The organism is Bacillus sp. HMSC036E02, from assembly GCF_001836235.1.
GTDB lineage: Bacteria > Bacillota > Bacilli > Bacillales > Bacillaceae_G > Bacillus_A > Bacillus_A cereus.
The window spans coordinates 91910-118787 of record NZ_KV827856.1; the positions used below are offsets into that span (position 1 = coordinate 91910).

Consider the following 26878-nt stretch of genomic DNA (forward strand, 5'->3'; position numbering starts at 1 on the left):
TATCAATTCTATACCGCCATTGACTACCTAGTGAAGAATTTATCCTTTTATCCCCCAGACCACCAATATGCAACGGATTTCCCCCTGCTATTTGATCAGGATTATGAAGTGCTGCCTGTGTTTTCAACCAACTAGCTGCTTTTCCCTCAGCTTCTTCCCAAGACATTCCACTTTCAAATAATTCTTCTATTTTTTTACTTAAGGCTTTTTCACGAGCTGCTTGTTGTGCTGCATTTCCTTCTATTGCTCTACCTTCATCAATAAATCGCTTCCGATTTTGCTGATACTCATATACGGTTAATTCATTCATACCTTTTTCTTGATCCTTTAACTGTCTTGCAAATTCTTCTGAATCGAATTTAGTTTTATAATTAAAGTTTACTTCAATTTCATCAATTCGCGGAACGTTATCTAGGTTCTTTACTTCACCCGTACCCTTAACCCCACCACTCTCCAAATTCGAGATCCTACTCTGAATACTCGCTTTTTAGGCATCATGGGCTTCTTGGAATTTCCCGCTATAGTTCGTTCCAGTTCTAGCGACACTTCCATCTAGTAGCATTTCTACACCTTTAACGAATGGGGTTACGGAGTCCATACCTTTTGCTAATGTATTTTCAATTATATAATACTAGTAATTTCTGTTAGCTTTAATTCATAAAAATAACTTTTATAAATTTATGGTATACATTTCAATTAAAAAAGCACTTGTTGCCCCAAATAGACAATCAAGTGCTTTAAGTTTCATATGTTTTTAAGTAGCATAAATTTGTAAAATTTATAAGATCTGTAAGTTTTGTATTAACAGTACGACACCTTTTACATGCCATGACAACTACTAAGTTAAAATTGACGAGTTTGTACAGGTTCTTAGTTTAATATACTTTCCATGTGATTATATTCATCACCCAGTAAAATGCCATCTCACCTAAGCTCGTACTTCGTTTTTTCGACGTACAATGAATTAGAGAATCTATTCAAAGTTGTATAAACTCTACCTACTAAATTAGGATTTTTTTGTTTATATAAAAACTTTGCAACAGAACCTTTAAACTAAACTTCAAATCCAATTACTATCCATTCATCAACAATGTCCCAAAAATTTATATTATATCTAGGCTCTTTATTCGTCCACCATAAAGTCGCATTATCATTATTAGAATTCTTATAATCTACTGCAACATAACCACCCATACCACTTTTAAAGAAACCAAAAGTAGTTTGTAAATCAATTTGTAAAGGTTCTTCTAACTCCTCAATAATACCCCATTCATCATCATCAAAAAAAGTTACATTTTCTAAAGGAACTAAACCCATAGATTGACTCGCATAAAAATAGAAACCATTATGAACAGTTCGATAAAAATTTCGTATTGTTGAAGGAATCTTATCCCAAGACTTTTCTAATTCTTCATTATTAAACTCATCTTTGGGATTTCCCCCTTCATAATATAGAATTTCCCCATTATCTGTTTTAATAGTGTATAAAATTGAATATCTACCATTTGTGTTCATAAGCTCTACTTCTTCAAGGTGCCTAGACAAATAAGAAATAGTGTTTCTTAATTCCACTCCTACTTGCTCTTTCCATATCGATAAAATACTCTCAACTCTCTTGTCTACATTTTCTTCTTGAAACAATTCATACCATGAATTTGGTATTTTCACACTATCAAGTTTATTAATCTCATGGCATGATATAAGTTGTGCATTTCTTTTATATTTTCTTAAAAAACCAAGTTTTTGTTCCATAATTCTATCTCCTTTATTTATCTATATCCTTTTTATTTTCTTCAACAAAATCATCAATTTGTTTTTGTAATTTCATTTCTAATTCTTTTTCCTTCTTTATCATTTCTTCTCTAAACTTAGGATCAACTTCAATTTTTTCTTTCTTATAAATTGTCCAATCAGAATAAGGTTTAGACCCCTTAGATTTATTGGCTGCTTCACTTAATCCTAGAAAATTCTCTTCATTATTTAAAACCTTAAGTTGTTGTTCTTTCGTTAATTTATAAAAATTTTCCGTCTTTTCTATATTTTTTATTGATGCGATATGATCAGCTTGAAGTCTATCTGTAATATACTTACCAGGTAAAGCAGGGTCAGGCGTTCCTATTTTATCCTCAATGCCCTCATTAACTTTTTCCCGTAGCTTTGCAGTAGGCGTTCCATCTCTTAATTCATCATATAATTCCTTTGAGATTCTTCTTTCCCCGTATCGAGGCGGTGTTCCAATATCATCCGTACCCTTAGTTAAAACAAAAAGCGATAACTGGATTCCCAATTATCGCTTACTAAATCAAACCATTTAGTTCACTATAAAGTAACAATTTTTTTATTAGCTATAATAGTTTTAAGGTTGGTGTAATTTCTGATCATATTATTACCTTATGCACTAACGGCTTCATTATTATACTTTCATAGTATCTTTTAATATCTTACTATTCCTTACTTACAAGTATTCTCTCGATTAAAGTCAAATGCTGCTTCAACGCCATTTTTCATTAATTTTTGCAATAATACATCAAGTCCATCTGTGTAATAACAATGGATTTCTTCTTTATATAATGGTAATAATGTATGGAAGTATACTGGCCAGTCACCCTCTATTCTTTTACCATCTTCACGAAATTCCATTTTGAATGCGCCTGAACATTGTGGAAGCGGTGGTACCACCATAACACCGGAAAATTTTGTTTCTTCACTATATGGATGAATTGGCGCATTTAGATCTTGTTCTGCTCCACCTAACTGGGCTACATACGAATTTTTTAAATATTCCTTTGATTGATTTGGAAATACAAGCCACTGCCCCAACCAATATCCATTTCGCATTACATCTTGTCCAAAGTCCTGTAAAAGGCGTAAAGGCCAAGCATATTTCGAACTCGCCAAAGCGGCTACTGATACATCCCAATCCTTAGGTAGATGCATGACAAGCTCTGCATAACCACTATCTACACTCGATGGAGCTGGCATACGGAAATAGCTATTTCGATACGTTACTACTGTATGAAAATCAACCATTTTATTTGGTCCAACATCATATAATTCTACATCGGTGATCATTTTTGTATTGGCTTCTATATGATTCGTAATCATTCCATAATGTAGCTGAATATGTGACTTAAAATCTTCTATTGACGTTGGGCGTATCATTGGATTATTTTCTATTTTTTGTTCATCATTTTTCTCATCAGATTCCCATACTAATTCAAATTCAAATCCTTTTAGTTCACTTTTTGCAACTCTCTCTTTAAATTCGTTTGATACGAAAGTTTGTACAGATACAATCGGAAAATCTCCATATTTATGCTTTGTATTCAATGTACAAAAAATATGCTCCCCCCTAATTTTCTCTGTAATAAATGCAAATTTATCAAATCCACCAAAATCATCAGGGTCCGCATTCTCATAATCAATACAATCTAATACATTTAATACATTTATTGCATAACATTCGTATCGTTCATGAACAAGTGGAAGAATTTCAACTTTCCTTTTAATTAAATCAAATACTACTTCTATCGCTTTTTTTGTAAAAACAAGTGGTATTTCACTTAATAAATCTGATGGTTCCCCCTCATTTAAAAGTTTCATTTGCAGTGGATCCCATTTATCAATTACTGATTGACCTTGAAAAGCATTATCAAAGATTTCTTGTCCTTCCTCATTCTCGCACTCTAATTGATCAAAATTAGAATTGCTAATAATTTTCCATATTTTCATTAAACTACTCCTCTTAATCTTTATATAGGAATTCTATTTTCCCCGTTAATAAATTATTTCTAGTATTCTCTATAAACTTCAATATCTCTTCACGCTTAAGCTGGTGACTTATAGGTAACCGATCGATCGTTTTTAATTTTTCACTTAAATATCGAATATACTGATCACCATGTCTAAACATCATATCCCCTTTTTCATTCAAGTTATTTCGTGCACTATGCGTAATTTGCCCAGGCCAATTTGGATGATAATTCTGCGGTAAAAACACTCCATTTGAAGCTGAATTTACATCTATACCATATTTTTCTATATACTTTCTTAATCCTCCTTGTTTATTAGGAATAATATGATGCGCTTCATGTCTTGGGGGTCTTGTAATACCTGCGTTTTCCAATTCATGACCAAGTATTGTAGAAGGCTGTTTTGACACTGCATGTTCCTTAGTTAATTGCGTCCATTTTTCATCACTTCTTATTTTAATTGCATAATCATCAGCTATTTGACTTGCTTTTTCTCTCAAAGATTTTATCTGATCAAGATCTACATCATGCCCCTTTTTTAGCTCTTGATTTATATACTTTAATTCACGCTCAGTTAAATGTTTTCCATCACCGCTGACACATGAAAGCTTCCCTTTCCAATCATTTGGATGAATCTTTTCATTTTTTAAAGCATTAGAAAACCATGCTATACTCTCTTCATTTAACCCTACATCATTTAGAATTTCTTCACTATTTTTCAGCATAAGTTCTTGATCTGCTAATTTTTCATTCGGAAGAATATTCTTTTTCGTAAGAGAAGCCTCTACACCCTTAATCTTATCATCTATAATCTTATTACTTTCTGTATGATGCTTATTCACCCAGCTTTGGAAATCTGCACCACCTTGTTTAGATAATAGTAAGCCATTTCCGTCCACTTCAAAACTTGCCGATTTAGCTGTCCTATCATCTATGCTTTTGGCTATTTTTTCGCCAAGTTGATACATCTTTTCATTTCCGGATTTCTCCATTTTAAGGCTTGCTAGTTTCAAACGGTCAAGCATAATAGCTTTATTATCACGCAATGATTGTACCACATTTTTACCCAAATTTGGATTAAAACCAGGCATTCCTTCTTTGAATTTTAATAATTTGGCTAAATCAGCTAATTCACTCGTCCCTTTAAATGCTTTTACTCCTTTTCCTACTGCTCCAACAACTGGGATTGCATCTAATCCGCCAAAAATGATGTTTCCTACCCGCTCTTCTTGGCTCAATTTCCTATGTGTTCCCCAGTCTTCTCCGTCGATACCGCTTTTTATTTGTACACCTCCGTATACTACTGCGGCAGCGGCCCCGAGTGGTGGACAAAGGATTGTTGTGATGATGATTCCTACGCCTATTCCTATGTCTCGCACCATTTCTAGTTTTTTCTGTTCATCTTCTATCGATTTGTATTCAAATCCTCGTGTGGATGGGACTACTTTCTTATATTCTTCATAATTTAGTTTTGCATCTGGATTTTGTTTTTTTAGTTCTTTGTATTCCCCTCTCAGTACGTTATCAAATGCAGGAGAATCTCTAAAAATATCTTCTACTGTTATTTTATCTTTCTTCTTCTGTATTGTTTGTGGTACACTTCCGTAGCCTGCATGCGCACCTGGTAATACTGTCGTTGTTGTAGAGCCAATTCGGTTATTTGTTTCAAAACTGAGAATAGATGTATCTCTCATTTTTTGAGCAAATTTATCCATTTCTACTAAAAAAGGTTTATCTATATGCTCAGAGACTAATCGCCCTGCTTCTCCGCAATATTTTTGTAATGTCGAATAGCTATCAAGTAATTCCCCGATTTTTTGCGATTGATCTTTAGGATTAAAATGTATACTACCATCCGAGTCTAAATCTCGTATTCTTCCATCAATTCTTTTTAATGATTCATTTGCTTCCCGTAATTTTATGAGTGCATCTTTTGTAATTCGATTCATACCATCCCCCATGTTTTGCCATGGTTCAGGTCTATATTTCACATCCATCTCGTTTTCATCCCCCCAGCCGTATGGTGATTTCTACAACTTACTTAATATTTCACGTAATTGTTCGTCCTTTTCAAGCATTTCTACACATACATTTCCTACAACTGTCGCTGACCTAGAATAGTGTTCAGCCAATTCTAGTGTTTTGTGTAATATATCAGAATATTTTTCAATTACTCTCATCGCTTCACCTTTTTGATAAAAATCACAGCTTAATAAACTCTCAATATTCGTTCCAATGACGTCTACATGGATTTTATATATATTTTCTAACTTCATTACTATATCAAGTAGTTCTTGAAAATTAACTAATACTTCTTCTCCACCACCAGAACCACTATCTCCCATTGATACTTGCATTATTGAATACCTCCTAACGAGAATTGTCTCGGGTCAATTAACTTCTTATATGGCATTTTTAACACGTCATACAATTTCTTATTAACCGCATAGAGGCTCACCCAGTCATATCGATTACGATCTACATCTATTTGAACGAAATCTTCTCCTTCAGTAAAATATAAGAAACATTCCCATTTTCCTCCTCTATTACTTCGAGGCCTCGTATACGTTTCTATCGCTATAACGTCTTTATTTGATAAATCTTTTTCCTCAAATGTTTGTTGTTCTGCCTCTGTCATTCTCTTTGAGAAAAATGTATCTTCTATTTCCCTCGGTTCTCTCAATAAGAAAGGAATGCGTGTTAATAATGAAAAATATACGTCCGGTTTTGGTATGTAGTCGATCTCGTATTTTTTATTTGGTTCTATTTCTGTTAATACAGCCACTCGGTCTTTATCCTCTTTTAAAAAGCCAATTAATACATTATTCATTCTCGTGTATTCATGACAATTTTCATATTCCTTTAATAGTTCAATTATTTGAAAAGCTGCAGGGGTAATTCCATTTTCACTTGTAAGTAGGCCTTTTTCTTTTAAACTCGTAGTTGCTTTCGTGACACATTCTGCATCAAGTAAAATAATTGCGTCACGGTTTGGCAATCCAAATATATCGGTAACCCCAGCTGCACCTGCGAGAACATATAATTCAGCAGGTGCAAAACTCATTTCTTTCCCCATTCTTTTATCCCTCGTTTCTCCATCACAGTTGTTTTATCTCCCTTACTTCCGATTTATCTCCGTACGTTTGAATGCTTTTATCTAACTCTTTCAAAGCTTTCGTATGTCCTTCAAATGCCTCTACCATTTCTGAATTATATTGAATGATCAAATCAAGATAACTTAAAAATGCATCTCTCGTTTTTCCATTCCATTTCGCACCTGTGACATATGCTTTTAAGTCTTTCGCTTGGTTTAAAGAATCCTTCATACCATTTTCAATGTTTTGTGCGTAAGAAATGGCACTTGCAGTGTTACTTCCTATAATTTCAACCTCTTTACCACTCATGTTGGTTCCCTCCATTCTTTGTATGCTTAATGGATAAGTTTTTCAAATTCCTTTTTCTTTTCTTCAAAAGCCTTGGTCGCTGCAGCGTATGCTGACGCTTTCTCCGATTCTGCTTTCGCTTTATATTCCAAATACTTTGCATAAGCTGTACTTTTTGCAGATCCAACATCGCTTAATGCACTTTTAAAATAGGATACTAATGTATGTAATTCTTCATCCTTTTCATGACGTTTTTGTTCAAATTCAACTGCCGGAATTTTATTAGCTTCTAAACCATTACTTTTACTCTCATAATCTCTCTTCGCTGATTCAGCATCTTGAATGAATTGCTTTAACTCTCTTTCTTTATCTTTTAAATAATCATGTAAATCATCATACCGATCTCGTTTCCTCGCACTTTCTGTAAAACCAGACGCATTTAAAAAAGCATTGTACAATTCATCTAACATCTTTCTCCCCCTTTAGCACAATAACTATGTAGTTAAATTCGTATATTTAAACATGAATATTCATTACATTAAGAATTAACAAATAATTATTTTTACATATTGCTATTTTATCAAAGGGATTTTAACATTTCCATATTTTATGAATGGCTTTCGCATTTTTCTTCAATAAAGTGAAACTTTAATCAATATGACTATGTATTTATGTGCAGAAATAATAAAAAACACTGCCAAGCGCAGTGTTTTTTATTATTACCTTTTATCCAATTCATTCGTATTAAATCCTTGCTTGAGAGTAAGACCAGTTCTTTCTTATTTCATCAACAACTATTTCTGGATAATCCCAATGAAGCGTACGAGTAGGCTCCCTGATTCGTTATACTATTTCTTGGGCTGTTTTGTTTCTATATTCATTCCAATATTTTGGCTCAGTCGCTCTTAAAAGAACAATAGAAAAAGGATCTGATATGAATATCAGATCCTTAACTTTAATTTCTTAATACATACATCTTTTTACACGATAACTGGTTCGTACGTGCTCAAATTATCATACTCAGTTTTTACAATACTAGGTGGAAGGTTAACACATCCTCAGATTCACCTTTTCTTGTAGCAGTGCATAATGTTTAATAAAATTAAAGCATATTTTTACTTACCAGACTTAATTTTTTCGTTATATTCTTCTAAAGTTAACCCTTTTTCTTTTAGATAAACGGCAACTTCTTTTCCTACATAACGATAGTGCCATGGCTCATACTTAATGCCAGTAATATTCTCTTTATCTTTTGGATAGCGGAGAGTAAATCCATATTCTGCAGCGTTCTTATCTAACCATTTGAATGCATCGGTAGTTTCAAATTTTGCATTTAAATCTTCTACAGTATTTTGCCATTCAACTGAAATAATGTCTAACGCTAATCCAGTATGATGTTCACTTGCACCAGGATACTGAAGATATTCCAATGCCTTAGCACTAGCCTCTTTATCCGACAAGCCTTGAGATTTATAGCTTTTAACTGAAGCATCATAATAAGTTTGTTGTAATTTTATAGCTCGATAACCTGATCTTAAATAAAGATTGATTCCCTCTTTTTTTGCAGCTGCTACCATATCCTGATAGGAAGTTGCAATTCTACTATCTATTTTCATATTTGGCTTCGCATTTTGGGTGATACTTGTTAATTCAATTCCTAGTTCCTTTGATAACATATGCTCTCTATTTACAAGGATAATTCTCCAATCATTAACATCAGAGATAGGTAAAACATCTTTTTTCTTCGCATGTATTTCATTTTTATTTTTATCGTTATTATTAGTAGTTGCCTGAGATGTTTGCTTTCCACTACAAGCAGCAAGACTCCATCCCATTGCTAATACCAATGCTAAAATTATAAATTTTTTAATTGTATCTCATTCCCTTTTTGTTTATTAGTCTTTATACCAATTTCCCAACACGTCTCTAGGAATCTCCTTGAAATCCTTCAAAGAAACGGGACCGACAAATTTTTTAATTCCATGTTTTTTAGAATTTTCATCCGAATAATCTTTTAAAAATTGAATTTTAAATTGTTTCTTACCATCGGCATAGTCGGTTACTGTCGGTACGATTGCCGCTTGTCGTATACCAAAAGTTTTATCTTCATACTTAACAAATTGTACATAAGATAATCCTCCAACTAATGTTTCTAATTTTTCTTGCGCAGAAATAAGATTTCCAAGAGAATAATAGATTAGCGTTTCATGTCCATCTTTATTTTGTTTCCACTCAATTGGTTGAATTACATGTGGATGATTTCCAATTACTACATCTACACCTAAATCTGTTAAATATTGAGCAACTTCTTTTTGTTGCTTTGAAGGTGTTGAGGTATATTCTACTCCCCAATGCACCATAACAATCACCATATCAGAGCTACTCTTTGCCTTTTCCACATCATTTTGTATCGCTTTTTTATCAATTAAATTTAAAGCCCAAGACTTATCAGCTGGAATTTTAATTCCATTCGTACCATATGTATAATTTAGTAACGCAAAACGAATACCATTTTTTGTAATCGTTTTTATTTCATTACGCTCGTTTTTACTCTCATTAATACCTACCGGGATAACATCCGGATATTTCTTCCAGTATTCTCTTGTATTCGCAACACCTTTAATACCCATATCCATAGCGTGATTTGTCGCTTGCGTCACTATATTGAATCCAGTGTCCACTAAAGATTGGCCTACTTCTTCAGGTGTATTGAAAGTCGGATATCCCTGTACTTTTAAATTATTTCCGGCAATCGGAGTCTCCTGGTTCACTATAGCAAGATCACTTGATTTAACAGCTTTTTTGATATTTTCATAAATATAATTATAATCATATGAACCGTCTTTTTGTTTGCCATCTTTAATTACTGCGTCATGATATAAATTATCACCCGTAGCTATTAAATTCACAACCGATTGTACTTTTTTGTCTTCCGTAAAATTAGGAGACTGTTGGATAGGACTTTTATCTACCCAATTCGGTGCTTTTAACGATGTATCTATATTGGATTCAGCCGGTGGTAATGAAGCTTTAGACGTCTTAACATCTGTATTACCACAAGCGGTTAAAAGCACTAAAAAAATAAGACATACTAAAAAAAACTTTTTACTTCTCTGTAAAGTATCTAACATGTGATCCTCTTTTCTGTTTTATTCCTTATAACCAGTTCTAACAAATCATTCTTTAAAACAACGTATTTTGGTTTTACCCTTAATTATGGAAGGACACTCTGTTACACCTGCTTCGGAATATACTAATAATTGTTTTCCGCTTTCTAGCAATCTATCGATTCCATCAGAAGTGATAGGTTACTAGAAAAAGATGATCCATCAGGATGTCGACTAGTTTGATATACCTATTCCAATTGCAATAACTCGTTTAATATTTAAACAAGATAGGAGAATCGTTCATATAGCCTCTTCTCTCGCTTTATGTTTAAGGTGCCTCCAAAAAAGGGATCGTTGCTGTACCCCTTTACATAGTGCGAAATTTTTGTAACTAATTTCTTTCATTCAAGCGACAAACATTATACCGATAACAATAAGTAAGACCCAAGAACTTATTTTACCAATATACGAAAAAAGTAGCAATCTTTTGTCCCATATAAAGAAGCCCATTAGGAGAAATGAACGAGAGATTCATTCTATTCAATTCCTGCATTGATTAATAAAAAAACAAGCCACCCAACTATTGGATGGCTCTATACTATAAAGAGAATTTGTTATTGGATTACTTCAATTTCCCTTCAAAAACAATCTTCCTACCGCACGGTTCAACTACTGTTTTGCCGTCTTTTTTTACTTCATGAAAGATTGGCTCTTCCATACGACGAGACGGAGCGTAGCCTTCTTGTTCCATACGTGCTAAGCAGTCTGTAATTGTTTCATTTTCAAGTACTTCAAATTTCTTTTTATTAGGTTGTTTTGTCATGCCCTAACCTACTTTCTATTTTTCTTGATGCAAATTGATTTTTCATGTAGACCATATATAACATTGCGAGAATTCCCATTATAATCATAACCGCAATAAAAAAGCTTGTATACTGTATTTTTTCTATAAATACGCCGCCTAATACAGGTCCCATAATACTTCCTAAACTAAAAGCGATTCCGGATAATATATTACCTGCCGGTAGTAAATGTCTCGGTAATAAATCAGTCATAAATCCAAGCCCTAAAGAGAAGCACGATCCAATAACCATACCCGCTAAAAGCATGCAGGCAAAGACGATCCAGTAATATTGATCAAATACGGCGGCAAGTAGAAAAATGCCCGTACTTATGCTAAACGTCCACGTTAATATACGGTCCCTTCCGTATTTATCACTCAATATACCGAGCGGAATTTGTGTAATAATACCCCCAACTGCAAATGCTGGTAATAAGAAGGATACATCTGAAACAGACCACCCTTTACGAAGTGCGTATACTGGTAAGTTACTGTTTAGCATTGCTTCAAGTACGCCATATGCAAGTGGTCCTAGCAGTGCAATCCATCCTAATCCAACAACTTGTTTATAACGAGAAAATGATGATTCACTCTTTACTTCTCTTTCATCTTGCGCTGGGAATGCATTTTTTGTTGGAAGTAGTAAAAGCCAACCTATTAGACAAAGTATAGTAGATATAATAAATGGCGTTGCAAGACCGTACTGCACAGTGCTTGCTAAATACGGGCCAACGGCAAAACCAATTCCGAAGAATACACCGTATATCGATACTTGTCTCCCTATTTTACTTGGGTCTGATGTTGTCGTGATCCACGTTTGTGTTCCGACATGAAGCATATGATCTCCGACTCCAACTAGAAATCTAAGGATAAACCATACCCAAAACGAAAATGTTTGTGTAAAAAAGAATAATGAAATAATAACGAGAAACCCACCTATAACAATAATCGGCTTCATTCCAAACCTTTGCATCGGTTTTTCAAGAAACGGCGAAATGACTAATATCCCAATGTACAATGCCGTCGCATGAATACCATTAATACTTGAACTAACCCCTTCTTGTTCAAAAATCATTGCAATGGCCGGTAAGAGCATTCCTTGTGATAAACCCGAGATTGCTACAATCCCAACCATAATCCAAAAAGTAAAACGCATTGACATCCCTTTCCCTCTCCTTCTCACGCTTCCACTTTTCATTATAAACTGTTTCTGCAAATGCGTGTACGAATATTCGCAATAAAAAACAAGCTAAAAGAATGAATCTTTTAGCTTGTTACCTTATCCTTCCCAAACTTGTGCTTTCACATTGTTATGAAATTGCTTAAAGTATGGATGTTTATAAAAAGCAGTTTCATATAAGTATTGCTGTGCGTTAGCGATTGGTGGCTGCGGATATTGCATTTGTAAAGGAACTACAGCTGGCGAAACTTGCATATACAGCGGTTTTATCATCATTTTTGTATATGCGTAATGATTATATGGCGAATAAGCGATGAAAAATGGTTGATGCATTGATAATCTCCCCTTTAACATACAAATGTTATAGTATATGCAATACTGTTCATTTCGGGGATTATTTCTGTTCTAACCAATTCTCTACATGTTTTATAAATACATCTAAACAATCAATAAACGGCGAGTGTCCGCAATCTTCTAATACCTTCAACTCTGCATTTTGCAAATGTTTCGCTAATTCCTCACCGACTACTTGCGGAACGACATAATCTCTATCGCCTTGTATGACGAGTGTTGGCGCTTTAATACGATGAATTTGCTTACTTCCCTCTACAACCCCATTATATTCATCTGAAATATTAAATGTAATGAGCGCATAATTCACATCTACGAAATTACGTTGCGTTAACATATCATCTAAATACTTTTCATAACGGTCCGGTTCAGGTTGGTTATGCGTATATATTAATAGATTCCATACTGTACGGTAATATAGTTTGTTCATATTTTTTATCGCGTCTAATACTGGAGCGATTTGTACTGGATCTTGTGCAATTTCTTCTTTCGTCTTTACTAAACTTGATACAATCGGCTGCCCATTCGTATCTTTTTTAAAGATTGGGTAACCTTTCATTCCTACTGATTCTACTAAAATTAACTTTTCTACAAAAGTTGGGTGGTTCGCTGTAAATTGCATCGCAACGCCACCGCCCATTGACCAGCCCATTAATGAGAATTTCTCTAGCTTTAACTCGTCGATAAATAATTTTACATCTTCTGCAAAGTCTTGTAATGAATCTATCGATTGATTATACGTTGATTGTCCAAACCCTCTTAAATCAAGAGCGTAAATATGGTATTGATCTTGCAACTTTTCAATAACTAAATCCCAATGTTGTGACGATGTCATGTTCCCGTGAATGAGTACAAGAATATCTGTATTTCGCCTTCCAACTTCCTGATATGCAATCGTTTCTCCGTTCGATAGTGAAACAAACTCCATTGTTGCAGGCTTAATCATCACAAGTTCCCCCATTCTATTTAATAGAAAGAAAATTCTTTACTTAATTAAAGAATAGCACGTAGAATGTACGTTCGCAACATAAAACCTATAAGAATTTTTTACATAAATCAACATGTCTATTACTAGACAATTATTATAAAAAAGTATATAGTTAGCTAGGTAACTAATTTGAAAGGATCAAAATACATGGACGAAAAACAACATTTTTTTCACATCGTCAGCCAGACTTCTCGAAAGTTTACGAAGAAATTTAATGAACGTGTATCTCCAACAGGGTTATTTAGTGCGCAATGGGCTGTTATTTTCCGCATTAATCAAACTGGTTCTTGTACGCAAACAGAATTGTGCCAATATTTAAATGTTGAATCACCAACGATGACTCGTACGTTAACACGTATGGAAACGATGGGATGGATTATTCGTACAGAAGGTAAAGATCGCCGTGAGAAGCTCATTTCTTTATCCGAAACAGCGATAAAGATGATTCCAATATGGCAAGAAGAAGTTGATACTTTCGAAGAAAAAACGCTAGAAGGTATTAACGAAGATGATTTACATCAAGCATTTCAAGTGTTACAACAAATTATTAAAAATTTAGATTAAATTGGAGGGATGACGATGCAAAGTGAGAAACTTTGGACGAAGGATTTCCTCGGAACTTGTTTTAGTAGTCTATTTCTCTTCTTAACATTTTACATGCTTATGACTACTCTACCTGTCTATGTAATAGACGGCCTAAAAGGAAAACCTGAGGAAATTGGTTTAGTTGCAACTGTGTTTCTTATTTCTTCTGTTTTATGTAGACCATTCACAGGAAAATGGCTCGATGATTTAGGAAGAAAGAAAATATTATTTATTTCACTTTCATTATTTTTAGCCGCTACTGTTATGTATTTCGGTGCGCAAAGTTTATTCTTATTACTTGCCCTTCGCTTCTTACACGGTATTGGGTTCGGGATGGCAACGACAGCTACTGGTACGATCGTAACTGATGTTGCGCCAGCTCATCGACGAGGCGAAGCACTTGCATATTTCGGCGTATTTATGAGTCTGCCGATGGTAATTGGTCCTTTTTTAGGTTTAACAATTATTTCTCATTTTTCGTTTACTGTGTTATTTATCGTTTGTTCCGTATTTTCATTACTTGCATTTTTATTAGGACTACTTGTAGATATTCCACACGAAGCACCTGTTAGCAAACAAAAACGTGAAAAAATGAAATGGAAAGACTTAATCGAACCATCTTCTATTCCAATTGCACTTACAGGATTTGTTTTAGCCTTTTCTTATAGTGGTATTTTATCCTTTATTCCTATTTATGCGAAAGAACTCGGTTTAAGTGAAATTGCAAGTTACTTCTTTATTTTATACGCACTTGTTGTTGTCATTTCTCGTCCATTTACAGGAAAGATTTTTGATCGCTTCGGTGAAAATGTACTCGTTTACCCTGCTATCATTATTTTCACAATCGGAATGTTCATATTAAGCCAAGCACAAACTTCATTTTGGTTCCTTGGCGCAGGTATGCTAATCGGTTTAGGTTACGGAACATTAATTCCGAGTTTCCAAACGATTGCGATTTCTGCCGCTCCAAACCATAGACGTGGTTCTGCGACAGCTACGTATTTCTCATTCTTTGATAGTGGTATTGGCTTTGGTTCTTTCATTTTAGGTATTGTCGCAGCGAAATCCAGTTATCATAATATGTATTTTATCGCAGCTATTATCGTTGCGTTCACTTTACTTTTATATTATGGATTACACGGACGAAAACAAAAATTCAAGAAACAACCTACAGACGGAAAAATTTCCGCTTAACGTTAATAAGGAAAGTAAACTTCCCCGTTTACTTTCCTTATTTTGTATTTCTTTCAAGACGAGCGTATACTTATAGTAGAAATAAAAAGGAGGGCCATATATGAAACTAAAAAAATCTCCCCTACTCTTACTTATACTAACATTCATATTTGTAATTACAGGGCTTGGGTTTACTTACTTCAAACAAAATAAAACGACCCCATCAAAACATAATGTGACAAAAGAAAACTGGTTAAATGACCCTTACTTACGTTGGTCATATACCCATATGAAAGAATTCACTTTAGTTAATAACGTAAAAAACAATCCTGACCAAATTGCTCACTTCCCTTCCGCATTGCAAAACTTAGACGATTTTGCTGTGGAGCGTAGATTCGGAAATACAACTCCTCTAAAAAAACTTTTAGACGATAACAAAACAGATGCTTTTGTCGTTGTACATAATGGACAACTTGTTTACGAACGATATTTCAATGGGTATAAACAGAATGAACCTCATGGTATGGCATCATTAGCAAAAGTCTTTACCGGGGCAATTATACAATCTCTCGCTGAAGAAAAACGTATTGACTTAGAAAAAACAGCTGACACTTACATAAAAGAATTAAAAAACACACCGTTCGGTAATGCCACACTTCAGCAATTAATGGACATGCAAGTGTCAGCAGAATACCCGACCCACGGATATGAGCAGCCTGGGCTAGAAAATCAAGATGCACAATTATATTTAGCTAGCAATATTTTACCCCGCGGCAAAAACTACGACGGTCCGATGAAAATTTATGATATGTTACGAGAAGCCGAAGAAACTGCACCGCCTGGTTCTTCCTTTTCTTACAATAACGGATCAACAGAAACGCTCGCTTGGATTATTAGAACTATTACTGGTAAATCACTAGCTGAAAATGTAAGCGAACGAATTTGGTCTCAAATTGGTATGGAAGAAAACGCGTATTACGTTACAGATGAAACAAAAGTAGAACAAGCTAGTGCTGGATTAAATGCAACTGCTAGAGATATGGCGAGATTTGGGCAATTACTATTAAACAACGGGGAATATAATGGAAAACAAATTCTCCCTTCTTCTATTACTGAAGATATAAAAAATGTCCAAGAAGGTGAACTTGCAATTGGCCCTGGAGCTTCCATTTCTTATCATAATCAATGGTGGATTCCGCACAATGAACAAGGTGCTTGTGAAGTGTTAGGTAGTTACGGACAAACACTTTACATCGATCCGAAAGCAAATATGGTAATCGCCCACTTCTCTTCTAACGCAACGCCAAGTAATGAAATACATTCGGTTTACTCAAATATGTATGTTGCTATTGCACATTATTTAGAAAAGCTTCCACAGTAGTGGAAGCTTTTTCTTGTTGGGATATTTTATTTATACTCCTACATATTAGAAGATACTGAAAGAATAACTGCTTAAAACACGCCTATCAAAATTTATATAAGCAGTTTACATGTTTAATTAAGTGTTTAACTAATACATCCACACCTTTTGGAGAATTCGTTAAAACACTTCCCTTACAAAGATTGTCTGTTCATATTGGTCGAAAATTTCTTCTATAGATGAAAATAAAGTTTCTTCCGGGATGATGAACTTTATTTTTTGACCATTTTGCAACAGTTGTTTTGAAGCCAGCTAGTAACCTTTCTCTATACTATCCCTATAAGTGCTACCCCATTTCCAACCGTTTTCTTCTAGTATATTAAAAGCAGAATCTGATACAAGGCTCTATATCAACCTATCAATAAATTATCACCCTATAAATATCTGAATTTTCTTTATATTAGAGGTTATCTCCCAAACAACCTCGAATAATTGTAATACATATACATAAGGAGGCTGATCTATTTTGTTTCGTTCCTTTACAAATGGTTGCGTCGCCTTAGTGCAACGCTTCTTGCCAGAACCGTTTATTTTATCATGTTTACTAACTGTTTTTGTTATCTTCTTTGGTATGTTTGCGACTCACCAAACCCCTGTAGAAATGATTAATCACTGGGGTAATGGAATTTGGGGACTCCTCGCCTTTTCTATGCAAATGGCACTTGTACTCGTGACTGGATCTGCTTTAGCAAATGCTCCTCTTATTAAAAAGGGATTAACGAAAGCTGCCAGACTACCAAAAACGAATGGACAAGGCATTATTGCCATTTCAATTGTAAGTTTACTTGGTGCATACATAAACTGGGGCTTTGGAATTGTTGTATCTGTTTTATACGCAAAAGAAGTGGCAAGGCAGCTGGACGGATTAGATTATAGACTAGCAATCGCCTCTTCTTACTCTGGATTTCTCATTTGGCATGCGGGTCTTTCTGCCTCTATCCCTCTTACGTTAGCAACAGGCGGTGAAACGTTAATTAAAACGACTGCTGGAAGTATTAAAGAGGCGATTCCAATAACAGAAACGTTATTCTCACCATACGCTCTCGTTCCAGTTATTATTTTTCTCATTACGATGCCTCTCATTAATAAGGCGATGCATCCAGATGAAAAACATACGATCACTGTAGATCCTAGCGTGTTCCATGAAGAAGCCGCTGCTCAAGAAGTAGAAAAAAATACATTCGCTGAAAAGATGGAAAATAGCATTATTATTACACTTTGCGTTGGATTGTTAGGTCTCATTTATATTTTCAATTACTTTTATACGAAAGGTTTTAACCTTACTCTCGATATCGTGATTTTCATGTTATTAATTGCAGGTCTTATTTTCCACCGTACTCCGATTCAGTATATTCGCGCTTTTTCAGACTCTACGAAAAGTGCTTCTGGCATTTTACTTCAATTTCCGTTTTACGCAGGAATTATGGGCATGATGATTGGAGCAAATAGTGAAGGACTTTCACTTGGAGGAGCTATTTCTAATTTCTTTATTAGCATTTCAAATGAAACGACTTTTCCGCTCTTTACATTTTTAAGTGCTGGCATTGTTAACATTTTCGTTCCATCTGGCGGCGGTCAATGGGCTGTGCAAGCACCAATTATGATTCCAGCTGGCGCTGAACTTGGTGTACCTGCTGCAAAAACAGCAATGGCAATTGCATGGGGCGATGCTTGGACGAATTTAATTCAACCTTTCTGGGCATTACCAGCATTAGCGATAGCTGGTTTAGGTGCTCGTGACATTATGGGATTTTGTGTTGTGAACTTACTATATGCGGGTTTTATCATTGTCTATGCTTCTTATTTATTTAAACGAAAAGCTAGTTTTATACTAGCTTTTTTACATAATAAATCACTTATTTCCCATGCAATTTATAATCTTCTCCCACTCTATCTCCGTAAGATGTAATGACTCAAATGCAAAAAAATCTTCGCAAATTTTTCCGATTAAGTGTGGATGTTCACTCAAAAAATTCCACTGTAACGCTTTAGGAAGAAAATACATTTCATATTCTTTACTTCCCCGTACTATCTCATCTACTTCTCTTTCACAAATTCCTCTTATTAAATAATCATTTCTTAACTCTATTTGAATTTGCTGAAATGTTTCGCTACATTTTTTCAATTGAAGTAAACGCGTAACATACTTCCGAAAAAGTTCGCCGTCATACTGAATACAGTTTATAATACGGTCGACTTCATTCATAATGTACGAGCCTTTTCTTCTCTTCATTAAATACGAGGACTGGATCAAATTGTTCTTTGTATAAATCAAGCAGCGTAACTGAATGATTTGTTTCCGGTAGTCCTTTTTGCACATGATTTAAAATCGCCGCGTTAAAACTTGAAGAATTAGGATGAGCGTATACAATTAGTACGTTCACTACATAACAACTCCCTCTATACGTTAAAGTTACCCCTTCTTTAACATCTTCTCTACAATCTGTACGTTTTTCGAACTTTGCAATAATCGATTCAATAATATAAGTAATTCTTCTTTTTCTAAATCTTTCAGTTTCTCTTTAACTGCACTCTCACCAGCACCTTGAATATCATAAACAACTGCCGCCATATGCTTACAAAGATTCTCATATGGACATTCGCAGCTACTTTCTGAAAAATCTTCGAGATCGATAACTACTTCATAATTTCCTGCATTTCCAGTAACGAAAGCAAACACTTTTTTATCATGTATTTCAACATCTTCTACATGTCCATCTTCATAATATTCATATCCCTTATCTACAATGTACTTTGGGATCCATTTCGTTATATCTTTTAATAAGTAAGCGTACATAATTGTACCCCTTCCTTTAATTCCCTTTTGACTTCAAAAATCCTGTATGTTATTCTAATAACTGTCAAATAGCAAGTCTATATGACAAAACGACTGACACCTATTCGGCGAAGGTGTCTCTTTTCATTTGCAGCCGATATGAATTGCCTCTTTCAGGCACATTCAATTTTTGACACTACACACTCAACACCATTCCCTGTATCAGGCTGCTTTAGCAGTCTTTTACTCTACATACTCCGTTATTTTAAGAAAAAAAGAGAGCTTAGCTCCCTTTTCTCGCCTTATACAATACCCCTTTTTCAGCATAGAGATATTCATCAGCTAATGTAATTTTCCCATCCAGTTTTAGTTCGTCTAATAATCTTGATAAATAAAATTGATGCAACATCTTTTTCGTGAATTTTCCTTCATGATGCGAAACGATATGTTCTTGAATATCTAACAATGATATCGGCTTATCTTGCTCTATCATATATTCATAAACTGTACTACGCAGTTTTACGTATTTTTCGAGTGTCACAGTAATGCGCAACCCCTTTCTTCTTAATATAAATTTTCGTAATCGGTTTTTTTGCAATAAAAAAACCTCTCCGATAAGAAGAAGTTACGTATATATCTTCGTCTTATCTCCCAGAACAAATATGTTCTGCTGGAATTAGCACCTGCATCGCGGTTGCTGGGTTTCATCGGGCCAGTCCCTCCACCTCTCTGGATAAGAAAATATTCACTTAATTCTTACTATACGTAATTCCACTTTAATTGTCAAATAAATATAACAAATTATATTTTCTTCCTTACTGTTCATACTACCCATATACGAACACGCAAGGAGGATTATGAAATGCATCAAAATGCTCGCGGATATGTACAAGATTCTTTTCAATCATTACAAGAAGCTAAAAATTGTTTAGAAGAAGCGCTCGAAACAGTTGAAAAAGATTTTAATCGCGCTCGTATTGAACAATCACTTTATGCTGTTGAACAAGCTATTCAACGTTGCGAGTACACCGTTCACATTTTAGAAAAAGATTAAAAACTTCCCATCAATTGATGGGAAGTTTTTTCAAATGGCATACTTCATAATTATTGCCGTTATAATTAAAAAATATACAGAATTAGCAATTTCTAAAATTCCTACTTTTATAATAGAAATTTTTTTGCCATACAACACAATTGCTCGAATGACACTTGGTATAAAAATAAGAGAACACCAGGGATTAATCGCAAATACAATTATCGTTAATACGATATGATATCCCCAAGATATAAGACGATACTTCGGATTATTTTTTTCACGAATCATCGTTTTCACATAGAACGTACTACCTAAAAAGTATAAAAATGAAATAAGTGCAATGAATATAGCTGTATGATCGATTTGCTTCATTGAAAAGGAATAACTAATTAATCCACCGATACAAAACACAATAATCGCACAAATATCATTTAATAGTGCTCTTTCATTTTTTTGACGAGCGTAATACATATTCACTATAAATAATGGAATCATTACTATTACGAATAAAAGAATTCGCCACTCATATAATAAAGAAATCATCCCAAATAGGAACGCAATGCTGAAATAAACAATGGCAGCTTGTAAAAACTCTTTTTTTCGTCTTTGCTTTATGTATGTAAGAAATGGATACGTGGCTAAATAGATAAAAAACCACGCTAAAAACAATGGAATATGATAAATAGTAGGTTTCCCAAGTATGACACTTAATAAAAAAGGAATAACAAGCATAGCCCATGCACCATGTTGCTTCGGAATAACTAACTTCATTAACTATACACCTCCCTTTTGAAAAAAGTTCTCACCTACCATTATACAAATAATTTTATATAATAACGGATGTATATTAAATCGATTTTTTGACAAAAAAATGCTCCTTACAATATGTAAGAAGCATGAAAGAGGCAAACGAATATGTAAGTCGCGACCCTACCTTATATGAGTATGCTTTTCTATGTCACGTTATGCTCATCTAATATACCGTATTTCTTTTTAAATCTTGTAAGAATCGTAATCCATGAAGTACTAAATAGTAATAAGAAAATAACATTCGAAATCGCATGGCTCAAATCAAAGTAAAAACTTGCGATATAATACGAAATGACAGTTTCCCACGTTGCTTCTCGTATAAAACCGAGAAGGCCCCAGAAATTCATAATCCAGCCAAATAAAAAGCCAACAATTACTCCGTAAAGAAGTCTTCCCCATAGCTTTTTCATAAAAAATGTATTACGAAGTAAACCTGCTATAAAACCAATCATACCCCACGAAAACATTTGCCACGGTGTCCATGGACCTTGTCCTAAAAAAATATTAGATACGATTGCTGCTGTAGCACCAATCATAAAACCAGTTTCACTTCCAAATACAATTGCAGAAACGATAATGACAAAAGAAGTTGGTTGTACACTTGGTAAAATAGAAAATGGCACCCGGCTTACTGCTGCAATTGCCGCTAATACAGCAACGAGAACAATTTCACGTGAAACAAACGCCTTTCTTTCAAAACGGATATAGAAAGGTAACATAATAACCGCTAATATAAACAAACTACTTAACATGTAATAACCGTCCATGACAAGTGTCGTAAAGAGTAATGTGCCGATTATTACTGCAAAGATACATATTATGAATGCAACATATCGTTTGGACACGCTTCGTACACATCCTCCCACGTTAATGCATATGGCAATTCTTTTCGAATGAATCGGTTAATAGATGTTGTATAAAAGAAGTTGCCGCTAAAAAATTCTTTCGGTGCATCATTCATAATGACTGTTCCATCAAATAACATCATACATTGATCAACGTATTTCGCTGCAAATTCAATGTCATGCGTCGCCATTACAATTGTTGTTCCTTCTTTTTGTAGCTTCCTAAATAGCTCTCCTACTCTTTCTTTCTTCCATGGATCTAACCCCTTTGTCGGTTCATCCAGTAATAATAAAGTCGGCTTTGATAATAACGTCGTACATAACGCAAGTAATTGTTGCTCTCCTCCGCTACAATCGTGCGGATGGCGTTCTTTAAGCGAATACAACCAAAACTGTTTTAGCCTATCTTCTGCTATTTCTTTTCCTTGTTCTCCGTATAATTCACGTGCACGTTCATAAACCTCGTCCCATACTGTATCAAATGTAAAATGATAATACGGATGCTGCGATACATACCCAATACTTTTAAATCGTTCTTTCGAATCAATTTTATGTATCACTTTTCCGTTCCACTTTACTTTCCCTCTTCTCGCTTTTTGTAATCCTGCTAAAATCGTTAACAGTGTAGACTTACCTGTACCGTTCTTCCCAACGAGCGCTACCCATTTTCCTTTTTCAATCGAAACTGATAAATCATGTAAAATAAGCGGACTATTTTTTTCATATTGGAACGAAATATGCTCTGCGCTTAAAATTACCTCTTGCTTTTCACTTTGTGCTATTGGCTCATTTACATATGATATCGCTGCAAAATCATTCATTTTCATTTGCGCCTCTCGCACTGTAAACGGAATATCTCTCACATTCCACTCTAAAAATAGCCTTGGAATTTGCGGAATAAATGGACGGAATGATTCTACTCCCCACATATCCGTAATAACAATTTTAGGACTACCATCATACATAATACGGCCATTATCCATACAAACAACGCGTGTTGCAAGCGGGATAACTTCATCTAAACGATGTTCACTTAAAATAATCGTAATTCCAAGTTCTTCATTAATCCGTTTTAATAATCCTAAAAACTCTTTTGCAGCGATTGGATCTAACTGCGCTGTCGGTTCATCTAATAATAGCAATTTCGGCTGCATAACTAATACCGCAGCTAAATTAACAAGTTGCTTTTGCCCACCAGATAACGTGTGAACAGATTGATGCAATAAATCTTGAAATCCTAAAAAGCTAATAAGCTCTGCTATTCTTTTTTGAATAATATGTGATGGTAATCCGATATTTTCTAAAGAAAATGCTAATTCTTGAATCACTGTATCCATAACGATCTGATTTTCTGGGTTTTGAAATACCATCCCAATTTCTTGGGCAGATAACAAATCAGCTACTTCCTCTATTAAAACACCCTCATAAAATATCTCTCCAGAACGCGTACCAATTGGAAGTAACTCCTTTTTAAAATGTTTTAATAAAGTCGTCTTCCCAGATCCCGATCCTCCAGCAAGTGCAATAAACTCACCTTTTTCAACAGAAAGAGAAATATGCTGTAACGCTTTTTCATTTTCATCAGCATATACAAATGATAAATTGTTTATTTCTGTATGCGCCACCATATCCATTCTCTCCCTTCCATTATGATTGGTAAACTAATAAACATCGTTAATACGACAAACATCATCCCATCGTATTGCTGAAATAGAATCGATTCGACTTTCGGATAAATAATCAATTTCCCCCCGCCATAATTACTACATATAATAGCAGCTATAAATAAAATGATTAAATAACTGAGCGTATACCAATCGCGCCTTTCCATTCTATAGCGAATATACGTCGTACGCTTCGTTACACCAAATCCACGAGCTTGCATAGAATCTGCCGTTTGCAGTGCATCTTCTAATGAACAAATTAATAATACTTGCAGCAATTGCATACCATTTTTGACGCGTTCAATTATCGAACCTGAATCTACCTGCACACCTTTCGTCTTTTGAACGAGTGTGATTTTCTTTAATCGCCTCATAAACAAAGGAACAAATCTCACTGTAATCATCGTTAACAATGCAACTTTCGGTGAAATTCTTGAAAACAAATATAAAAATTTATGACTGGAAATAATATCATTGTATGACGCAAACGTAAACATAACTGCAACTAGTAATAACCCCATTACTATTCCAAACATAATCGCCTCAAGCTTAATACGGCTATCACCTAACCAAAATAACGTAGTTCGACCTCTATGCGTTAATAACGAATTAAATAAAATTACCATAAAGAAGAAAACAATTGTGCTCGGTAGCATCTTTCTTATCTTTTCGCTATTTCCTTGCATCACATTTAACATAATAATTAATACTATTGCTCCAATTAAAAAAAGAGGATGAAGACACATCGTACATAGTATCATCACCCCGATATAATAGAAAAAATTCACAAAAGGATGTAAAGAAGAAAAACTTATTTTCATAGCCCTTTACCGAATGCCTTTCTTATTGTAATACGTATACCCACTCAATTGTATCTCCTGGTTTTACCGTAGCTACACCAGCACTATGGTTTGGAAAAGCACCGTTCACACGATATTTCCATCCACTAGTATCCGCAATATCTTTTTCATATAAATCATTAATACCTTTTACATAAATACTATCTCTAGATCCGCTTGCATCAACATCTAATCCTGTACGTTGTAATACTTTATACACAGTATCGCCATCTTGTACATCCATCTTTTTCGCACCCATTATATATCCGTTATTTCCTTTTACCGAGATTGTTACTTGTTTTGCTTGCGGTTTCGGTACTGGTACTGGATCTGGTTTTGGTGGTTCAGGTTTTGGTACTGCCGGAGTCGGTATCGTTTTCTCCTCTTTATTCGGATCAACTTTTTGCTCCTGCTTCGGTGTTTCTTTCGGCTGATTCACAACCTTTGCTTCTTCTTTTACTTCTGGTGCTTTCGGTTGTTGTTTCTCTTCTTGTACTTGTTGCTGCTCTGGTTGCTTATTTACAGCCGGCTGTTCTTTCGGTTGTTCCTGTTGTTTCTCTTCTTTCTTTACCTCTGGTTGTGCCTGCGGCTTTTCCTCTTTCGGCTTCTCTTCTACTTTTTGTTCTTGTTTCTCTTTCTGCTCTTCTTGCTGCTTTTGCTCTGATTCAGCTTGCTTTTCTTCTGTTTTTTCTTCCGGCTTCGCTTCATCTTTTTGTTCTTCTTGTTTCGCTACCTCTTCTTGCTTCGGTTCTACCTTCTTCTCAGGCTTTACAGCTGCCTCTTCACATCCGGCAAGTAGCCCGAGCGAAAGCAGTAAAGAAATGAACCATTTCACCTTACTCATCCTATCTCTCACCTTTCATACGAAAATTAGGAGCAAATATTTGCTCCTAATTTTTTGTTAAGCTGCTTTACGTCTCCATAATACATATGCAGAAGCAATACATAATACACCCATACCTACTTCTGTTGCTGCACTATGAGAAGATGCTCCTGTTTTTGGTAGACTGTTACCGTTTCCGATTTTTTTATTCTTAACCGGTTCGTTATCTACAACTACTTTTAGATTTTCATCTTTTGTTTCTTGTTGTACTTGTTTTTGTTCTTTCGGTTCTTCAGTAACTTCTTTTTCTACTACATTATTTTCTGGTTCAACGACCTTTTCTGGCTCTTCAATCGGTTTTGGCTTAATTACATTACCAGCGTCTACATTAGACCAATCATAAATAGATTTTCCCATTTCCTTAAATTGAAGTAATGCTAAAAGAGCCTGTTCTGTAGCCATTCCGTTACCATTTTGATCACTTGGTAACCATTTAAATTCACCATTTGAAAGTTGATATGATAATAGGTTTTGCATTGCCTTATGAAGACGATTTTGATCTACATCTTTAACAAGCGATAATCCAATAATTGCTTGCGCAGTACTATTTGAATTTTCTTGTCCATCAGCTGAAAAACCGCCATTTTGCAGCTGTTCGTTATATAAATACGCAACAGCTTTTTGTATAGCTGGTTTCACATCTGATCGCTCTTGATAAGGAGCTAATGCTGATAAAACCATACCTGTTACATCAACGCTACTAGCACTATCTTTACTACCTGAACTATTATAAGTCCATCCACCGTCTGTATGCTGATTATTTAACAGTGCTTCCACTAGAGCAACTCTATTCCATTTTGATTCAACTGGAATCTCATACTTTTTCGTATCAAATGCAAGTAAAGCAAATGCATAACCTGTAACAGAATTCACTTTATCTGACTCATACAATTTTTGAACTAAATTATGTCCACCTACATTTTTAGGGTCTGCACTCATTGCATTCATCATAATAATTGTTCTAGCTAAATCTGTCGCTGAAAAACGGTTAATACGCTTTTCTACTTTTTCAGTTACTGACTTAACATAATTTAATTTTGCCTCAATTGGCACATTCTTTCCAGAACGAGAAAGCGCTACAGCTACCCAGTCACTTTCAATTCCATCTTGTAACATCTTATCTGATGTTTTAGAAATGGCTTCGTTTAATTGTGCACTTGGATCTTGAATGTTCTCTTGCTTTGGTTGTTCTGGTTTTTCCCCATTTGGCGTTTTACCGTCTTGGTCACCTTGGTTTTTCCCATC

Annotated in this window: 28 protein-coding genes, 3 pseudogenes and 1 riboswitch; of the genes and pseudogenes, 5 read left to right on the forward strand and 26 right to left on the reverse strand. The window is 34.8% G+C overall.

The annotated features are described in order from the left end of the window. The 16 genes and pseudogenes from HMPREF2590_RS18625 to phaZ form a co-directional block, all read right to left on the reverse strand. Nucleotides 1-388 (reverse strand): polymorphic toxin type 15 domain-containing protein (locus HMPREF2590_RS18625; protein ID WP_347364758.1); only part of this gene is annotated, 388 nt, incomplete at its 3' end. A 96-nt stretch (nt 389-484) separates the two neighbouring features. Then, nucleotides 485-598 (reverse strand): annotated as a pseudogene (locus tag HMPREF2590_RS30830) (hypothetical protein); the annotation flags it as partial. 455 nt (nt 599-1053) lie between these two features. Beyond that, nucleotides 1054-1752 carry an SMI1/KNR4 family protein gene (locus tag HMPREF2590_RS18630; RefSeq protein WP_048568392.1) on the reverse strand — a complete coding sequence of 233 codons (699 nt, stop codon included), beginning with the start codon at nt 1750-1752 and terminating at the stop codon, nt 1054-1056. Between the two features lie 13 nt (nt 1753-1765). Continuing rightward, nucleotides 1766-2047 (reverse strand): hypothetical protein, encoded by a 282-nt coding sequence (locus HMPREF2590_RS31135; RefSeq protein WP_050822214.1) that lies wholly within the window; start codon nt 2045-2047, stop codon nt 1766-1768. A 404-nt stretch (nt 2048-2451) separates the two neighbouring features. Then, complete coding sequence (locus tag HMPREF2590_RS18640) at nt 2452-3732, reverse strand: suppressor of fused domain protein (protein ID WP_050822000.1); 1281 nt, start codon at nt 3730-3732, stop codon at nt 2452-2454. Between the two features lie 13 nt (nt 3733-3745). Beyond that, nucleotides 3746-5749, reverse strand: coding sequence for an AHH domain-containing protein (locus HMPREF2590_RS29230; protein ID WP_080989201.1), 2004 nt, complete (start codon nt 5747-5749; stop codon nt 3746-3748). Nucleotides 5750-5782: 33 nt separating this feature from the next. Next, complete coding sequence (locus HMPREF2590_RS18650) at nt 5783-6109, reverse strand: hypothetical protein (RefSeq protein WP_044584687.1); 327 nt, start codon at nt 6107-6109, stop codon at nt 5783-5785. Beyond that, nucleotides 6109-6828, reverse strand: a complete 720-nt coding sequence (locus tag HMPREF2590_RS18655; RefSeq protein ID WP_000514121.1) for a DUF5081 family protein — start codon at nt 6826-6828, stop codon at nt 6109-6111. The genes HMPREF2590_RS18650 and HMPREF2590_RS18655 overlap by 1 nt, the downstream gene beginning before the upstream one ends. Nucleotides 6829-6850: 22 nt before the next feature. Further along, nucleotides 6851-7156, reverse strand: coding sequence for a WXG100 family type VII secretion target (locus HMPREF2590_RS18660; protein ID WP_000014537.1), 306 nt, complete (start codon nt 7154-7156; stop codon nt 6851-6853). A gap of 26 nt (nt 7157-7182) precedes the next feature. Continuing rightward, on the reverse strand, nt 7183-7605 hold the full coding sequence (locus tag HMPREF2590_RS18665) for a hypothetical protein (RefSeq protein WP_000883455.1): 423 nt from the start codon (nt 7603-7605) through the stop codon (nt 7183-7185). A gap of 645 nt (nt 7606-8250) precedes the next feature. Then, complete coding sequence (locus HMPREF2590_RS18670) at nt 8251-8982, reverse strand: M15 family metallopeptidase (protein WP_000241986.1); 732 nt, start codon at nt 8980-8982, stop codon at nt 8251-8253. Nucleotides 8983-9030: 48 nt separating this feature from the next. Next, the gene (locus tag HMPREF2590_RS18675; protein WP_000887599.1) at nt 9031-10266 is read right to left on the reverse strand and encodes a CapA family protein; all 1236 of its coding nucleotides are present in this window, start codon (nt 10264-10266) and stop codon (nt 9031-9033) included. 598 nt (nt 10267-10864) lie between these two features. Beyond that, nucleotides 10865-11065: an NETI motif-containing protein gene (locus HMPREF2590_RS18680; protein WP_000166303.1), complete on the reverse strand. Its 201-nt coding sequence runs from the start codon at nt 11063-11065 to the stop codon at nt 10865-10867. Then, entirely contained in the window at nt 11049-12245 is a 1197-nt protein-coding gene (locus HMPREF2590_RS18685; protein WP_000062798.1) for an MFS transporter, read from the reverse strand. Before HMPREF2590_RS18685 ends, HMPREF2590_RS18680 begins: the two co-directional genes overlap by 17 nt. A gap of 117 nt (nt 12246-12362) precedes the next feature. Then, nucleotides 12363-12596 carry a hypothetical protein gene (locus HMPREF2590_RS18690; RefSeq protein WP_000554159.1) on the reverse strand — a complete coding sequence of 78 codons (234 nt, stop codon included), beginning with the start codon at nt 12594-12596 and terminating at the stop codon, nt 12363-12365. Between the two features lie 61 nt (nt 12597-12657). Continuing rightward, a complete protein-coding gene (gene phaZ, locus HMPREF2590_RS18695) occupies nt 12658-13560 on the reverse strand; it encodes an intracellular short-chain-length polyhydroxyalkanoate depolymerase (protein ID WP_000594883.1) in 903 nt (300 codons plus the stop codon). 189 nt (nt 13561-13749) lie between these two features. Here phaZ and HMPREF2590_RS18700 point away from each other — a divergent pair, with 189 nt between their 5' ends. From HMPREF2590_RS18700 to HMPREF2590_RS18715, 4 genes and pseudogenes are all read left to right on the forward strand, one after another. Then, nucleotides 13750-14166 carry a MarR family winged helix-turn-helix transcriptional regulator gene (locus HMPREF2590_RS18700; protein ID WP_000343675.1) on the forward strand — a complete coding sequence of 139 codons (417 nt, stop codon included), beginning with the start codon at nt 13750-13752 and terminating at the stop codon, nt 14164-14166. A 15-nt stretch (nt 14167-14181) separates the two neighbouring features. Further along, complete coding sequence (locus tag HMPREF2590_RS18705; RefSeq protein ID WP_001190318.1) at nt 14182-15381, forward strand: MFS transporter; 1200 nt, start codon at nt 14182-14184, stop codon at nt 15379-15381. 100 nt (nt 15382-15481) lie between these two features. Then, nucleotides 15482-16741 carry a serine hydrolase domain-containing protein gene (locus tag HMPREF2590_RS18710; RefSeq protein ID WP_044584690.1) on the forward strand — a complete coding sequence of 420 codons (1260 nt, stop codon included), beginning with the start codon at nt 15482-15484 and terminating at the stop codon, nt 16739-16741. A 505-nt stretch (nt 16742-17246) separates the two neighbouring features. Next, nucleotides 17247-18592: pseudogene (locus HMPREF2590_RS18715) on the forward strand (short-chain fatty acid transporter). Between the two features lie 40 nt (nt 18593-18632). Here the strand turns inward: HMPREF2590_RS18715 and HMPREF2590_RS18720 are convergent. The 4 genes and pseudogenes from HMPREF2590_RS18720 to HMPREF2590_RS18735 form a co-directional block, all read right to left on the reverse strand. Continuing rightward, on the reverse strand, nt 18633-18986 hold the full coding sequence (locus tag HMPREF2590_RS18720; RefSeq protein WP_001006470.1) for a hypothetical protein: 354 nt from the start codon (nt 18984-18986) through the stop codon (nt 18633-18635). Between the two features lie 10 nt (nt 18987-18996). Continuing rightward, nucleotides 18997-19164 (reverse strand): annotated as a pseudogene (locus HMPREF2590_RS18725) (NAD(P)H-dependent oxidoreductase); the annotation flags it as partial. 29 nt (nt 19165-19193) lie between these two features. Further along, nucleotides 19194-19577, reverse strand: coding sequence for an SWIM zinc finger family protein (locus HMPREF2590_RS18730; RefSeq protein WP_000271522.1), 384 nt, complete (start codon nt 19575-19577; stop codon nt 19194-19196). Nucleotides 19578-19839: 262 nt separating this feature from the next. Continuing rightward, nucleotides 19840-20097 carry a hypothetical protein gene (locus tag HMPREF2590_RS18735; RefSeq protein WP_000171476.1) on the reverse strand — a complete coding sequence of 86 codons (258 nt, stop codon included), beginning with the start codon at nt 20095-20097 and terminating at the stop codon, nt 19840-19842. Nucleotides 20098-20197: 100 nt separating this feature from the next. Next, a riboswitch (SAM riboswitch) is annotated at nt 20198-20296 on the reverse strand. Nucleotides 20297-20418: 122 nt separating this feature from the next. Between HMPREF2590_RS18735 and HMPREF2590_RS18740 the strand changes: the two genes are divergently transcribed. Next, on the forward strand, nt 20419-20610 hold the full coding sequence (locus HMPREF2590_RS18740; protein WP_000554032.1) for a hypothetical protein: 192 nt from the start codon (nt 20419-20421) through the stop codon (nt 20608-20610). Nucleotides 20611-20640: 30 nt separating this feature from the next. Here the strand turns inward: HMPREF2590_RS18740 and HMPREF2590_RS18745 are convergent, their stop codons facing one another. From HMPREF2590_RS18745 to HMPREF2590_RS18770, 6 genes are all read right to left on the reverse strand, one after another. Then, nucleotides 20641-21363 carry a YwiC-like family protein gene (locus tag HMPREF2590_RS18745; protein ID WP_000779979.1) on the reverse strand — a complete coding sequence of 241 codons (723 nt, stop codon included), beginning with the start codon at nt 21361-21363 and terminating at the stop codon, nt 20641-20643. Nucleotides 21364-21545: 182 nt separating this feature from the next. Next, entirely contained in the window at nt 21546-22247 is a 702-nt protein-coding gene (locus HMPREF2590_RS18750; RefSeq protein ID WP_000044901.1) for an ECF transporter S component, read from the reverse strand. Beyond that, on the reverse strand, nt 22220-23881 hold the full coding sequence (locus HMPREF2590_RS18755) for an ABC transporter ATP-binding protein (protein ID WP_033690152.1): 1662 nt from the start codon (nt 23879-23881) through the stop codon (nt 22220-22222). Before HMPREF2590_RS18755 ends, HMPREF2590_RS18750 begins: the two co-directional genes overlap by 28 nt. Further along, nucleotides 23854-24732 (reverse strand): energy-coupling factor transporter transmembrane component T, encoded by an 879-nt coding sequence (locus tag HMPREF2590_RS18760; protein ID WP_002098215.1) that lies wholly within the window; start codon nt 24730-24732, stop codon nt 23854-23856. The genes HMPREF2590_RS18755 and HMPREF2590_RS18760 overlap by 28 nt, the downstream gene beginning before the upstream one ends. 22 nt (nt 24733-24754) lie before the next feature. Continuing rightward, complete coding sequence (locus HMPREF2590_RS18765; RefSeq protein WP_000048892.1) at nt 24755-25594, reverse strand: DUF4430 domain-containing protein; 840 nt, start codon at nt 25592-25594, stop codon at nt 24755-24757. A 57-nt stretch (nt 25595-25651) separates the two neighbouring features. Further along, on the reverse strand, nt 25652-26878 hold a 1227-nt coding region (locus tag HMPREF2590_RS18770; RefSeq protein ID WP_141763547.1), incomplete at its 5' end, for a prenyltransferase/squalene oxidase repeat-containing protein.

Coding starts and splice junctions, on each gene's coding strand:
- HMPREF2590_RS18690 (WP_000554159.1), bottom strand. CDS start 12,596: ATGCATCAACCATTTTTCATCGCTTATTCGCCATATAATCATTACGCA.
- HMPREF2590_RS18765 (WP_000048892.1), bottom strand. CDS start 25,594: ATGAGTAAGGTGAAATGGTTCATTTCTTTACTGCTTTCGCTCGGGCTA.
- HMPREF2590_RS18630 (WP_048568392.1), bottom strand. CDS start 1,752: ATGGAACAAAAACTTGGTTTTTTAAGAAAATATAAAAGAAATGCACAA.
- HMPREF2590_RS18720 (WP_001006470.1), bottom strand. CDS start 18,986: ATGAATGAAGTCGACCGTATTATAAACTGTATTCAGTATGACGGCGAA.
- phaZ (WP_000594883.1), bottom strand. CDS start 13,560: ATGATTAAGCCTGCAACAATGGAGTTTGTTTCACTATCGAACGGAGAA.
- HMPREF2590_RS18640 (WP_050822000.1), bottom strand. CDS start 3,732: ATGAAAATATGGAAAATTATTAGCAATTCTAATTTTGATCAATTAGAG.
- HMPREF2590_RS18745 (WP_000779979.1), bottom strand. CDS start 21,363: ATGAAGTTAGTTATTCCGAAGCAACATGGTGCATGGGCTATGCTTGTT.
- HMPREF2590_RS18660 (WP_000014537.1), bottom strand. CDS start 7,156: ATGAGTGGTAAAGAGGTTGAAATTATAGGAAGTAACACTGCAAGTGCC.
- HMPREF2590_RS18705 (WP_001190318.1), top strand. CDS start 14,182: ATGCAAAGTGAGAAACTTTGGACGAAGGATTTCCTCGGAACTTGTTTT.
- HMPREF2590_RS18760 (WP_002098215.1), bottom strand. CDS start 24,732: ATGAAAATAAGTTTTTCTTCTTTACATCCTTTTGTGAATTTTTTCTAT.
- HMPREF2590_RS18730 (WP_000271522.1), bottom strand. CDS start 19,577: ATGTACGCTTACTTATTAAAAGATATAACGAAATGGATCCCAAAGTAC.
- HMPREF2590_RS18680 (WP_000166303.1), bottom strand. CDS start 11,065: ATGACAAAACAACCTAATAAAAAGAAATTTGAAGTACTTGAAAATGAA.
- HMPREF2590_RS18650 (WP_044584687.1), bottom strand. CDS start 6,109: ATGCAAGTATCAATGGGAGATAGTGGTTCTGGTGGTGGAGAAGAAGTA.
- HMPREF2590_RS18755 (WP_033690152.1), bottom strand. CDS start 23,881: ATGGATATGGTGGCGCATACAGAAATAAACAATTTATCATTTGTATAT.
- HMPREF2590_RS18675 (WP_000887599.1), bottom strand. CDS start 10,266: ATGTTAGATACTTTACAGAGAAGTAAAAAGTTTTTTTTAGTATGTCTT.
- HMPREF2590_RS18740 (WP_000554032.1), top strand. CDS start 20,419: ATGCATCAAAATGCTCGCGGATATGTACAAGATTCTTTTCAATCATTA.
- HMPREF2590_RS18685 (WP_000062798.1), bottom strand. CDS start 12,245: ATGTCAATGCGTTTTACTTTTTGGATTATGGTTGGGATTGTAGCAATC.
- HMPREF2590_RS29230 (WP_080989201.1), bottom strand. CDS start 5,749: ATGGATGTGAAATATAGACCTGAACCATGGCAAAACATGGGGGATGGT.
- HMPREF2590_RS18655 (WP_000514121.1), bottom strand. CDS start 6,828: ATGGGGAAAGAAATGAGTTTTGCACCTGCTGAATTATATGTTCTCGCA.
- HMPREF2590_RS18700 (WP_000343675.1), top strand. CDS start 13,750: ATGGACGAAAAACAACATTTTTTTCACATCGTCAGCCAGACTTCTCGA.
- HMPREF2590_RS18665 (WP_000883455.1), bottom strand. CDS start 7,605: ATGTTAGATGAATTGTACAATGCTTTTTTAAATGCGTCTGGTTTTACA.
- HMPREF2590_RS18710 (WP_044584690.1), top strand. CDS start 15,482: ATGAAACTAAAAAAATCTCCCCTACTCTTACTTATACTAACATTCATA.